We start from the raw sequence: 13494 nt of genomic DNA, 5'->3' as shown, positions 1-13494 counted from the left end.
GCAATAGATAAATAGGAAAACTTCACGTATCGAGCAAAGCACTATTTTAGATAGCTGAAATAGTCTGAGGACGTGCGCGCATAAGTATGTTTATTTTCGATTTGAAAATAAGCGGTACTGTTTACGCCCACCGAAAAAATTCGATAGGCTGAGGTCTAGTTTGTCATTGCGTTAATATGACAATATCGGAGGAAATATAATATGTGTGGAATTGTAGGATATATTGGGGAATCAGATGCTAAGGAAATTTTATTAAAAGGTTTAGAGAAGCTAGAGTACCGTGGCTATGACTCAGCAGGTATTGCTGTACGCAACGAAGAAGGCGTAACAATCTTCAAGGAAAAAGGTCGTATCGCTGATTTACGTGGAGCAGTAGACGAAGATGTAGCGGCTAAGGTTGGAATCGGTCATACACGTTGGGCAACGCACGGAGTACCTAACCGTTTAAACGCGCACCCTCATCAAAGTGCATCAGGTCGTTTTACGATTGTGCATAATGGTGTGATTGAAAACTATCATTTATTACAAAAAACATACTTAAAAGGCATCCCAATGAAATCTGATACGGATACAGAAGTAATCGTGCAATTAGTGGAGCTATTTGTGAAAGATGGACTGCAAACAGCAGAGGCATTCCGCAAAACATTATCTCTACTACACGGCTCTTATGCACTAGCATTATTAGATGCTGAAGCAGCTGATACAATTTTTGTGGCGAAAAACAAATCACCACTTCTTGTAGGTGTAGGCGATGGTTTCAATGTAGTTGCATCGGATGCGATGGCAATGCTACAAGTAACTGATCAATTTGTGGAATTACACGATAAAGAAGTCGTTATCGTGCACAAAGGTAGTGTGCAAATTACAAAATTAGATGGCACAGTAGTAGAGCGTGCACCTTACACAGCAGAGCTTGATATGAGCGATATTGAAAAAGGTACGTACCCTCACTATATGTTAAAAGAGATGGATGAACAGCCAACCGTTATCCGTAAAATTATTCAAGCATACGAAGGCGAAAATGGCGATTTAACAATTGATGCAGCTATTTTACAAGCATTGCAAGCTGCCGATCGATTATACATTATTGCTGCCGGCACAAGTTACCATGCAGGTTTAATCGGTAAACAATATTTCGAGAAAATGGCTGGTATTCCAGTAGAAGTGCATATTTCAAGTGAGTTTGGTTATAATATGCCACTACTTTCAGAAAAACCGCTATTTATCTTTATTACCCAATCAGGTGAAACAGCGGATAGCCGCCAAGTACTTGTGAAAATTAAAGAGCTTGGGTATCCAACATTAACGATTACAAACGTACCAGGTTCAACGCTATCACGTGAAGCAGATTATACACTATTATTACATGCAGGTCCTGAAATCGCAGTAGCTTCAACAAAAGCATATGTAGCACAGGTGGCAGTACTTGCACTAGCAGCATATGTGACAGCAAAAGCAAGCGGTAAAGGCTTAGAATTTGATTTAAAACAAGAGCTTGCAATTGCGGCCAACGGTATTCAAACAATTATTGATGCAAAAGATGTATTAGAAGACATCGCTGAGGACTACTTAAAAATTGCACGCAATGCTTTCTTCATTGGTCGTAATATCGACTTCTGTGTAAGCCTTGAAGGTGCTTTAAAACTAAAAGAAATCTCATATATTCAAGCGGAAGGTTTTGCAGGTGGCGAACTAAAACACGGTACAATTGCTTTAATTGAAGAAGGCACACCCGTTTTCGCCCTTGTTACACAAGAAGCGGTAGCCTTAAATATTCGCGGCAATGTCAAAGAGGTAGCTGCACGTGGAGCATACCCATGCATTATCGCTATGGCTGGCGTAGACGAAGACGGCGACCGTCTAGTTATTCCGCATGTTAACGAATACTTAACACCACTTGTTTCAGTTGTGCCATTACAGTTAATTAGCTACTATGCGGCACTACACCGTCGTTGTGACGTTGATAAACCTCGTAACTTAGCGAAATCAGTGACGGTGGAGTAGGGCTTAGAGCTAAGGTTCTGTGAGTTAAACCAATACTGTCACAATTTAAAAATATAGTTTTCTTAAATATCTAAAATGTTGTGACATCAAAAATAAACCTTGGTACAGTGTAGTCGTTGCTGTATCAAGGTTTTTACTTTTATAAAACCAATTATTGGAAAGAAGAAATTAAATACTGTTGAAGTTTTGAGCTATACATAAATAGCATTAACCTCCAATTAAGTTCTCAGCGCAACTTTGAAAAAGAGAATTTAAAATACAACATGTTTTAAATGCTACTTTACCCCTTTGGAAATTTTTTTGACCAAAGGGGTATTTTTCGTACCTTTCTACAGGGCTTTTTGTTGTGAATCCGATATCTAAGAGTACATTGTGAGAAATTACTGATGTAAATGTTTTGTAGATGTCGATGTTCTATATTTAAATGTGAGGAAATGTCGAAAACCTCAGATTTCTTGGGAAAAATCTAGTCCCAAAAGGAGGATGAGTAGTAATTTACGAAAAAACTATGACACCTTTTCAAAGATTGGAGGAACAAACATGCAAACTAAAAAGCAACAAAAATGGTGGAAACGCTCGCTCAACACATTTCTTGCCACAGCACTAGTCGCAAGTAGTATCTCATTTGTTGGTTTTCCGCAAGAGGTAAAAGCAGCAACCAATGATACACCAATATCTTCCCCAGCAGGTGTAGATGGTGCAGTATTATGGCTTCGTCCCGATAAAGGAATTAGTATTGAAAGTGGACAAACAGTATCTGAATGGCAAGATCAAAGTAATACAGGCAATCATGCTACACAGAATACAACTACTCTGCAACCAATGTACCGTAATGATGCACAGTATAATGTGAATTTTAACCCGATGTTAGAGTTTAATAATAAGTATTTTAATCTTGACGTCAATAAACTTCCTACGGGTAACTCCTCAAGAACAATTGTAGCTGTAGCAGCATCAGAGAACAATACAGGTGATAATCGTTATATCATTTCATGGGGAACTGCTTCTCTGGGTAGTATGATAGGTATGCTCCAACTTAGTGGAACTACAAAAGGTGCTATGTCTATTTTTGGAGGTTCCTTCTCAAGTGAGGAGGGTTTCTGGCAAAAAAATGTGCCAAATGAACTTGTGCCAACATATGATGGTACGAATGGTGCATTATATAGCAAAACTACACAAATAGGTAAAGCAAAACAGAGTTGGAACACCGCTAATACACAGGCACGGGTAGGACGTATTATTGGAGGTGGTCGCGCAGAAGAATGGATAGGGACAATTGGCGACATTATTGTGTATGACCGTGCTCTAGATGAATCAGAGCGCAAACAAATAAGTTCCTATCTTGCTATTAAATACGGCTATACACTTGATGTTGAAGGACTTCCTACGAATAGTAAGAAGGCAGACTATTTAGCTTCTGACACAAGCGTTCTTTGGGACGCAACTGCAAATGCAGCTTATTACCACAGCATCGCTGGTATCGCACGCGATGATAATGGTGGATTACTGCAGAAGCAAAGTAATAGCACTAACCCTGGGAATCAAGTGGTTATTGGTTTAAATGAAATTAATGATAAAAATTCTAGCAATCCAGCACAATTTTCAACTGATATGCAATATTTAATGTGGGGAGATAATAATCTACCATTTGCTTATACACAACCAACAAATGACGGTAGAGCACATACTGAACGTATTTGGAAAGTGCAAAATAGAGGGAATGTTGGACAAGTAGAGTTTGCCATTCCGAAAGATGCATTACCTGAGAAAGGGGCATTACTTGTTGGAAATGAGGATTTTAGCTCAAACACAGAGTATCCGTTAACGTGGAAAACAATCAATGGGAAAGAATACTATACAACAAAATTAACATTCACAGATGGTCAATATTTTACTTTGGTAACAACAAAGCCAGAGTTAGAAAAGGCAACACTGACGCAAACAGTCACAGATAATAATGAAGTGACACTAATTTTTGATCAAAGTGTGACATTAACGGATTTAAATGGCTTTACAATTACAAAGGATGGAATCGAAATCCCTATAGGAAATGTTACATACAAAATAGATGGGAATACAATTGTTTTAACATTACCTACGAATGAAAATGTGACGGGTGAATCAGTTATCAATGTAGAATATAAAAAAGCTACTGGTAACTTAATAGGTAAGACAAATAGTCTTCCAGTAGGAGATTTTAAAATACAGGCAATAAATTCATTTGCAGCCTCTTTAACTATTGAAACACCAACCTCGACAATTGTGACAACACCTCAACCAGAGATTAAAGGTAAAGTAGAAGTTGGTTCAGATGTTGAGGTAGTGATAAAAGATAAACAGGGGAATGTAATACCCAATGTAGGTAGCAAGGCTAGTGTTGATGCCAACGGTAATTGGACATTCACACCGGGTATTGACTTAGTAGACGGTGACTACACAATTGAAGTTAAAGCAACAAAAGATGGCAAGACAGCCAAAGAAACAAAAGATATTACAGTAAACACATCTTTACCTACGATCCAAATCACAGAGCCAGCAGGCACAGTGAGTACGACAAAGCCAGACATCAAAGGTACAGTCGATCCAGACGCAACGGTGAAAGTTGTGATTAAAGATAAAAACGGTAACGTAGTGCCAAATGCAGGTGGTGAAGCAACAGTGGATGTCAACGGTAATTGGACCTTCACACCAGGTATTGACTTAGTAGACGGTGACTACACAATTGAAGTCGAAGCAACAAAAGATGGCAAGACAGCCAAAGAAACAAAAGATATTACAGTAAACACATCTTTACCTACGATCCAAATCACAGAGCCAGCAGGCACAGTGAGTACGACAAAGCCAGACATCAAAGGTACAGTCGATCCAGACGCAACGGTGAAAGTTGTGATTAAAGATAAAAACGGTAACGTAGTGCCAAATGCAGGTGGTGAAGCAACAGTGGATGTCAACGGTAATTGGACCTTCACACCAGGTATTGACTTAGTAGACGGTGACTACACAATTGAAGTCGAAGCAACAAAAGATGGCAAGACAGCCAAAGAAACAAAAGATATTACAGTAAACACATCTTTACCTACGATCCAAATCACAGAGCCAGCAGGCACAGTGAGTACGACAAAGCCAGACATCAAAGGTACAGTCGATCCAGACGCAACGGTGAAAGTTGTGATTAAAGATAAAAACGGTAACGTAGTGCCAAATGCAGGTGGTGAAGCAACAGTGGATGTCAACGGTAATTGGACCTTCACACCAGGTATTGACTTAGTAGACGGTGACTACACAATTGAAGTCGAAGCAATAAAAGATGGCAAGACAGCCAAAGAAACAAAAGGTATTACAGTAAACACAGTAACACCGTCTGCACCGATAGTAGTTATAACTGAGCCAATCGAAGGTAAAGTTGAAACATCAAAACCAGAGTTCAAAGGAATGGGAACACCAGGTTCAACAGTAACCGTAGAAATTAAAGATAAAGCTGGAAATGTAATTGATACACCATTAGTAACGGTGAACCCAGATGGCACATGGAGCTTTGTGCCAACAAACAATTTACTAGATGGCGATTACACAGTTGAAGTAACAGCTAAAAAAGACGGTGAAACAACTTCGATTAACAAGACTATTACAATCAATACAAAAACGCTACCTATATTCACACCGAGTCTAAGCTCGTTAATACCATCCCAAGGCGTATTAAATCCAAGCTTTTCATCAGAAGTGACAAATTATTCAATAAACGTTGATTATCTAACATCACAATTATCGTTCTTAGCAATACCAAGTAACCTAGGTGTTTCAGTGACGACAACTATTAATGGACAGCTAGGTACTCTTGGACAAATTCCACTACAAGTAGGGGAAAATATTATTATCATTACAGTGACAGATACAAATGGCAATGTGAGACACTATACAATTAAAGTATATCGTGAAGCATATACAGGCGGTGGTACATGGACGCCAGATCCAACACCAAATCCAACAACACCAACAACGACTGAACCTAGTACAACAACAACGAAAATCCAAGTGGCATTAGAGATTGATGGTGACAATCCACTGGAAAAAACAACAGTGGAGATTGAGCGCACGAAACATGCCAATGGTGAAACCACAGACTTCGTGGCATTAACAGAAACGAATGCGAAGGAAGCCGTAGAAAAAGCAAAACAAATTGGCAATAACGTCGCACGTATCGTCATTCCGGATGTCAATGATGAAGTAGATAAAGTAACGGTGGAGATACCGAAGCAATCTCTACAATTATTACGTGACAATGGTTTATCATTAGAAATTGCCACAGAGAATGGGCTGATTGCGATTCCACTCAGCTCGATGAACGGCGTAGATGATAACTTTTACTTCCGCTTAGTACCTGTGAAAAAGGAAAGTGAGCGCAAAGCGATTGAAGAACGAGCTAGAGCGGAGAAAGTTGTCCGTGAGACACTGCAAAGTAATGATGTAAATGTCATGGCTCGTCCAATGACGATTGAAACAAATATGCCAAGCCGTCTAGTACAAGTGACACTACCACTAAGAGGCGTGAAGGTACCAACAGTGGCAGCAGAGCGTCAAGTATTCTTAGACCAACTAGCGGTGTTTATTGAACATTCGGATGGCGAGAAAAAAGTCGTATTCCCCGAAGTGGTGACAATGGTGAAGGGAGAACTGGGTTTACGTTTTACAGTGGACAAGTTCAGCACATTTACAGTTATTCAATTCACGAAACCAACAGTAGGTAAGCATGAGGTTTATATTAAAGGATTCCCGAAAGGTTCGTTTGGTCCTGAGGAAAACGTGACTCGTGCGCAAGTAGCGACGATGATTGCACGTCTCTTAGGCTACACAGATGACCAAACAATAGATTATGCACCATTCAAGGATATCCCAAGTAATCATTATGCAGCAGGAGCTATTGCCTTTGTGAAAGATCGAGGCATTATGAACGGGGATATGAATGGTAATTTCCGTGCAAGTGAGAACATTACACGTGCACAAATGGCGACAGTAGTTGCGAACTATAAGCACCTACAAATAGAAGAAGGTGTAGAGATTACCTTCAACGATACAAAAGGTCATTGGGCACAATGGATTATTGAAGCAAACCGTACTGCCGGCATTATTAATGGTCGTCAAGATGGAAGCTTCGCACCAAACGAGCACCTAACACGTGCGCAAGCAGTTGTCATGATGAACCGTATGTTTGAACGCGGTCCTCTAAACGGCGTGACAACACCAAGCTTCCAAGATGTGAAAGCAACACACTGGGCATTTAAAGAAATTGAGGAAGCTGCAAAATCACATTCTTACGTAATCGACGAAGATGATAAAGAACAGCTTTCAAAATAAGACATAGAAGGCAGGCTAGGGTTTACCCCTAGCCTGCTTTTTAATCGAGAAGGATAGAACTTTCAAAGCGACAGATTGATTTTGAATAAGGCCGAGAACGCCTTCCTCTATTTAGGAATTGAGAATGAGATGGTCGTACCTTGCCCAACTACACTTTCTACCGTTAATTTAACGCCGAATAATTGCTTTAGGCGTTGTTCGGTGTTAACTAGACCAACACTTATTTGCTTTTTAGGGCCAGTGTTAACAAAGCCAACACCATTATCGGAGATAGATATTGAAAAGTGCTTTTCGTCTTCTGTAATGCGAATTGTGACAGTTCCTCCTTGTATGCGTGGTAAAATGCCATGTTGGATGGCGTTTTCGACCAGTGTTTGAATCGACAGTGGTGGGACTGACAGCTCTATATTTTCAGGTATATCCCATATTACTTGAACTCTATTACCGAAGCGTATTTGCTCGATGGTTATATAGGAGCGAACAAGCTTTAATTCATAGCTGATAGGCACAGTTAAGTTGGCATTTTGGAAATCAAAGCTCGTCTGTAGATAATCACTGAAGGCTAGCAGTAACTCTTCCATTTGCTCATCATCTACTCCGTGTAAGGATATAATCGAGTTAAGTGTATTAAAGAAAAAGTGAGGCTGAATCTGTGCTTGTAGCCAAGCTGCCTCAATCCTTAGACGTTCTTCACTAGATTGCTTGACACGAACGAGTGCATTGACCCTAGATTTAAGCTCTACATATTCCATTGGTTTCTTAACATAGTCATTTGCACCACTTAAAAATGCAAGCTGGATATCTTCTCTTTGCTGACGAGCTGTTAAGAAAAGTATTGGCAGTTCGGAAATAGAGAATCGCTCGCGAATTCGTTTCGCCAACTCATAGCCGGACATATGCGGCATCATAATATCAGAAATGACTAAATCAAAGCTACCCCCCTGCAATTTTTCTAAAGCCTCAGCACCACTTAATGCAGTTTCAATTTCATAAGGTTCTGTAGACAGCACATTGACAAGCACCTGCAAGTTTAGAGCGTCATCATCAACAATTAAAACGCGTGAATGACTTGTCACAAGAGACCCTTTTTCAGTAGCTGCAGCAATTTCACCTTCAAATTTGGAAAGATTGTTTAGTAATGAAACGTACTTTGAAAGAGAAGCATCGTTTTCAGCGTTTAAGCCGTCTTCGTCTACTGTGAAATCTTCAGCTATCGGTAACGAAAAAGTAAATGTAGACCCTTTACCAACAGTCGATGACAGCGATATCGTGCCTCCGTGTAGGATAACGAGCTCTTTGCAGATACTTAAACCTAGCCCAAGTCCACCACCTATAGATGTCATACTCGAATCAACCTGCTCATATGGCTCAAATATTCTTTCTAGCATATCCTTTTCAATACCAATCCCCGTATCTGTAATAGAAATATATATTTTTTTACCAAGCACTTCAGCATCAAATGTAATAGAACCCTTTTCTGTAAATTTAATAGCGTTATGAATTAAGTTCGTAAAAATTTGAATAAGACGAGTCTCGTCTGCTAATACAGGAGGTAAATCTTTAGGGATGTTTATTATTAGCTCTACTGGTTTTCCTTTTAACATAAAAAGAAAAATATTGCTTACACTGCTTGCTAAATTATAGACATTGATTAACTTTGGCTGAAGGCGAATAGTTTTTTCCTTTAGATTTACTAAATCAAGTAAATCATCTAGCATATGGGACATATGATTACCAATTGTCAGTAAAAGCTTTAAATCATCATTACTTTTTTCAGCGAACTGATGATCCTGCTTAACTAACAGTGTTTGTGCAATACTCATCATGCCATGCAGTGGGTTGCGAAGCTCATGAGAGGTATTCGCAAGAAAATCATCCTTCTTGTTAATCTCTTTTTGCAGCTTTACTGAAAGCTTTTCAGTTTTCAGTGTTGTTTGGAAATATTGCGTAAACCAAAATGCTGATAGGGCAGTTATAGCTATTAATAAATCGAATGGGTAATGACTATAAGGTAATTTCATTTTCTGACCTAATGAGAAAAATAACGAATTACTTGCAACCGCAGCACTTGTTAATAATAAAAATACTACTCCATTTTCTCCTTTAATTACTACAATAAGCATAAAAATAGTTATAATAATAGGTGAAACAATAAAGAGTATAGTAAAAATAATTTTAGTACTAATAAAATAATCGATAGGAGCTATGATAATAAATAGTAAGTATGCAGCCATTAGTATCTGCATAACATTCAATATTTGGGGCTTAGAATATTCCTTGACCAGATCGCGCAAAAATAAAAAGAAAAATAGCATGTTATTAATATAAAAGAAATAATATATCTTATTCGCCCAAATCCAGTTAATGGGCATGTAAATATATAGGATTCTATTGCTCGAAACAAGCACGGTTATACAAGTAGAAATAATAATCATTGTGAAATAAATAAGCAATTTACTTCGAATTCCTATCGCATAAAGTAAAACCGTGAAAAGTAAATAAAATAAAAACACTAGACAAACTGCGATTTGCGTTCCGATTGAAAAAAACTTTGAGCGTTCCATGGAGTGTAAATCGCCAAAAATAATATCTTTAGTAAAACCACCCTGTGTATTGAGATTTGTTTGTATACCTTGTATGATGATCTCACTTTTACTGGAATCTAGCTTAAAATAGTGTGTGATAGGCCTACCGATAGGGGCAGTTTTTTCATTATCTTTTGTGATGTCTCCTAGACCGCCGATAAACTGTCCATCAACATAAAGCTCATATGGTGACAATCCTTCAGGTATGGTAATGCCATACAATTGAGTCTTTTTGTGATCCTTTAAAATAGTTAAGCGATAAGAACCATAGTGAATATCTTTTTCATTGTTAAAGTATTTATCCCATGATTCAGGTAATACGGAATAAATATGATGTCCATTCTGTTTATTTTGTTTTTGGTTTTCTGAAACGAGTAGGGTATTCGGGTAAAACTCCCATTCACCCTGTAGCCTTCTCTGAAAATCTTTACTTGTTTCAATACCACTTAAATCGATAATACCTTGTTTCGCAACGATTCCTTCTTGGACATTAATGAAATCCATCCAGGTAAATCGAAGTAATGCAAGTAAGATAATGAATGCACTAGCAATTAGAAAAATCTTTAAATTTTTGGGAATAATTTTTGTTTTATTCATAAAGGATTGTTTTCGACAAATTTCTCAAAACTCCTTCAAAAGTAATGTTTTTTATCAAATGTTTAAATAATAGAACGATATTAAGGATATAAGTGGTTTTTAAGGGAGGATATTATGAGAATTGTGATAGTTGATGATGAACATTTGCCATTAACAAGACTAAAAACCTTACTTGAAAAAAGTAGTATTCCGGAAATTGAGATAGTTGGAGAATATACAAATTCTTTAGAAGGGATTGCTCAAATACAAAGTTTACAACCCGATGTTGTATTTTTAGATATTGTAATGCCTCGTATGGACGGTCTTATGCTCGGCGAAAAAATTCAAGAAATGTCGCCGAATGTGGAAATTGTTTTTACCACAGGCTTTGACCAATACGCTATAGATGCTTTCAATTTGCATGCTATAGATTATCTTTTAAAGCCAGTGCAAAAGCCACGTTTGCATAAAGCATTGGAACGACTCCAACGGATTATTAAAAAAAATCCGCCAATCACAACTAAGCAAAAATCGATTCGACTATTAGGGGGCCTGAAGGTGGTTGCGCCTGATGGTAATGTACAATCAATGAAATGGCGTACATCAAAAGCAAAAGAATTGTTTGCTTATATGCTCAGCCATCACAATGAGATGATCTATCGAGACACTATTTTGGAGTTATTTTGGCCAGAATCTGATTTGGATAGGGCCTCTAAGCAGCTTTATACAGCTATTTATACAATCCGACAAACTTTAAAAAAATATGGGTTGGACGGTGTCAAAATCTCTAGTCCCTTACTGAATTCAGGTTATAAATTATCGATAGAAGATGTGGTAATTGATGTAGAGCACTGGCTAGCTCAATTAAAATCTTTGTCTCTACTTGAACAAGGGACAATAGAGGAGCATGAGCGTGTATTCCAAGCTTATACAGGCGATTATTTAGGTGATAGTGGCTATATATGGTCAGAAGGTGAAAAAGAGCGATTAAGACGTTTGTGGTTGCACCAAGCTCAGCAATTAAGTGAATTTTATATAAAAAATGAAAACTACCAAGCTGCAGTGAGGGTACAAGAGAAGGTTCAATTATTTTCACCTAATGAGGAAGATAGTTATTTCACTTTAATGAAGCTTTATCATGTACTGAAGAATGCATCTGCAGTGAGGGAACAATATTGGCTGTTAAAGAAAATGCTGCAGGAGCAATTAGCAGAGGAGCCTAATAAAGAAATTGTGAAATGGTATGATAACTGGGAAAGAGAATATAAACAGACTCAAATAGATGTTTTGGGCTAAAACGCCTCTATAATAAGAATGAAAGAGACTATCTCGATAAATCGTATGCCTCTTCCCATACGTAGTGACAGTTTAGACAAGGCAATCAACATTTGTAAGGAAGCCTAACGTGATGGTAGTAAAAAGACATAGTTAATCTAACCTAAAGCAATTAACTTTCTACTTAGAATAATTTTATAATGACGGGAACACCCTGCTTCTTTTATAGACTTAACCAATAGTTATTTATTTGGTTAATGTGGTCATATTTGAAGAGGGGTTTTTTGTTGTGAAAAAATGGAGGGGAATATAGGTGCAATTAATTTTAAATACAGAATTTAAGTTAAATCAAAGTCAAAAAAACACCCATGCACTCGTGATGAATATGAGCATCTTCGGAAATCGCAAGAACTATCAAGATGAAGGACGGGCTTTTAAAGGAGCAAGTTATTGAGAAATTTGAAATAGAACGGGTTTACTGGGAACGCCGACAAATTGATTGGGGCATTGTAACCGAGTTAGAGATTTATAAAGGAATGGCTCGGAATATTAGTTATATTCATGACTGTTTTGATATTCAACAATATGATGCTTTTCAAAATATAAGTTCTCAGCATATTGAAGATTTAGCAATGTCATTGTTACAAAGAATATTAAACGAAAGCCAAAGTATTAGAGAAATTACAAATGTATTTGATAAAAAAGAATCTTATGTGTATATCGTCAATATTGATGCCAATAAATCTATGCCTAAAAAAGAGCTCTATTCATCATTAGTAACGGATATAGAACAAAAAGAATGGCTTATTTTTTCAGATTCTTTTGCACGTGCAGTGGTGGAAGAAGAATTAACGGAGGTGCAAATTCAAAAAAGAAATGCAGATTGGGAAATCATTCAAACATATTGCCTAGAACATATGAATAATTTGCTTCAGAAGAATGGTAGGGAAATAAATATTAAAGAGATAGCTGAAGAAGTGAATTTTACACCAACGAAGGTCAAAAAATTACTTAGTCGCTTATATTCCGAATGATAACGGAATGGATTATGAAACGTGCATTTTATTAAGCCTAGCAAGCAATATAAATTGGACTTTTTAGAAGAAGTTGTTTTCCAGCATTAACCACGAAACGAATTAGAAGAAGGAACGCTCTAAGCAAGTGCAACTGACAATTAATCCAGATACGATGATGGATCAAATTATTAAAGCAGCAGAGCAAAAGAAAAAACAAGCCCTACATCAACCAATAAGTAAAAAAGAAAAACTAACTGCGATTCGAGATAATAAAACGAATGAAAAACAAGCTAATCGCGAGGAAGAAAAAATAATTGAAAATGCTACGAAAACAGCATATATTTGTATGCTGTTTTATTTATTATAAAAATTAACAATTATGGAAAAATAAAATTATTTAAAGTATAGAATTACTAAATTTCCTATAATATTAATATATTTATTTACAGTTTATCCCTTATATGTTATATTCATTATATACCTAAATTATGGGTTTAATTATACATATTAGGAGGTGAAAGCTATGTCATGTCCTCAAGGATGGAATAAAGTTGGTGAATGTTATGGTGATGCATTTTGCAACCATAATGATGGTTGTGGGTTCTTATGGTTAGAAAAGAGTTACCAGCAACATATTTATGCTAAATGTCAAAATGGTAGTAAAACTGATTGTTACTACTCATCAA

At 37.2% G+C, this 13494-nt stretch carries 6 protein-coding genes and 1 pseudogene; 6 read left to right on the top strand and 1 reads right to left on the bottom strand.

What is annotated here, in order from left to right; translation table 11 throughout:
- Positions 1 to 201: 201 nt before the first annotated feature.
- Together glmS and MHH88_RS21225 are read left to right on the top strand one after the other, a co-directional pair.
- Positions 202 to 2004, top strand: a complete 1803-nt coding sequence (glmS, locus tag MHH88_RS21230; protein ID WP_069508274.1) for a glutamine--fructose-6-phosphate transaminase (isomerizing) — start codon at positions 202 to 204, stop codon at positions 2002 to 2004.
- Between the two features lie 540 nt (positions 2005 to 2544).
- Positions 2545 to 7356, top strand: a complete 4812-nt coding sequence (locus tag MHH88_RS21225; RefSeq protein WP_339260550.1) for an Ig-like domain-containing protein — start codon at positions 2545 to 2547, stop codon at positions 7354 to 7356.
- Positions 7357 to 7463: 107 nt separating this feature from the next.
- On the opposite strand, the gene MHH88_RS21220 is transcribed toward MHH88_RS21225, so the two are convergent.
- Positions 7464 to 10538, bottom strand: a complete 3075-nt coding sequence (locus MHH88_RS21220) for an ATP-binding protein (RefSeq protein WP_339260548.1) — start codon at positions 10536 to 10538, stop codon at positions 7464 to 7466.
- A 114-nt stretch (positions 10539 to 10652) separates the two neighbouring features.
- Here MHH88_RS21220 and MHH88_RS21215 point away from each other — a divergent pair, with 114 nt between their 5' ends.
- The 4 genes and pseudogenes from MHH88_RS21215 to MHH88_RS21200 all read left to right on the top strand — a co-directional run bounded on the left by MHH88_RS21215 (position 10653) and on the right by MHH88_RS21200 (position 13175).
- Positions 10653 to 11813, top strand: a complete 1161-nt coding sequence (locus MHH88_RS21215; protein WP_339260546.1) for a response regulator — start codon at positions 10653 to 10655, stop codon at positions 11811 to 11813.
- A gap of 377 nt (positions 11814 to 12190) precedes the next feature.
- Positions 12191 to 12490 (top strand): annotated as a pseudogene (locus tag MHH88_RS21210) (TnsA endonuclease N-terminal domain-containing protein); the annotation flags it as partial.
- Positions 12491 to 12538: 48 nt separating this feature from the next.
- Entirely contained in the window at positions 12539 to 12826 is a 288-nt protein-coding gene (locus MHH88_RS21205) for a winged helix-turn-helix transcriptional regulator (protein ID WP_339263151.1), read from the top strand.
- Positions 12827 to 12953: 127 nt separating this feature from the next.
- The gene (locus tag MHH88_RS21200; RefSeq protein ID WP_339260544.1) at positions 12954 to 13175 is read left to right on the top strand and encodes a hypothetical protein; all 222 of its coding nucleotides are present in this window, start codon (positions 12954 to 12956) and stop codon (positions 13173 to 13175) included.
- The last annotated feature ends 319 nt before the right edge of the window (positions 13176 to 13494 follow it).

This window comes from Lysinibacillus sp. FSL K6-3209, assembly GCF_037976175.1.
In the GTDB taxonomy this organism is placed as follows: Bacteria; Bacillota; Bacilli; order Bacillales_A; family Planococcaceae; genus Lysinibacillus; species Lysinibacillus sphaericus_D.
This window is presented reverse-complemented; position numbering and strand designations above follow the sequence as displayed.

Excerpts from the sequence above, each read along its gene's own strand:
- MHH88_RS21215 (WP_339260546.1), top strand. The coding sequence starts at position 10,653 with ATGAGAATTGTGATAGTTGATGATGAACATTTGCCATTAACAAGACTA.
- MHH88_RS21225 (WP_339260550.1), top strand. The coding sequence starts at position 2,545 with ATGCAAACTAAAAAGCAACAAAAATGGTGGAAACGCTCGCTCAACACA.
- MHH88_RS21220 (WP_339260548.1), bottom strand. The coding sequence starts at position 10,538 with ATGAATAAAACAAAAATTATTCCCAAAAATTTAAAGATTTTTCTAATT.
- glmS (WP_069508274.1), top strand. The coding sequence starts at position 202 with ATGTGTGGAATTGTAGGATATATTGGGGAATCAGATGCTAAGGAAATT.
- MHH88_RS21205 (WP_339263151.1), top strand. The coding sequence starts at position 12,539 with ATGCCTAAAAAAGAGCTCTATTCATCATTAGTAACGGATATAGAACAA.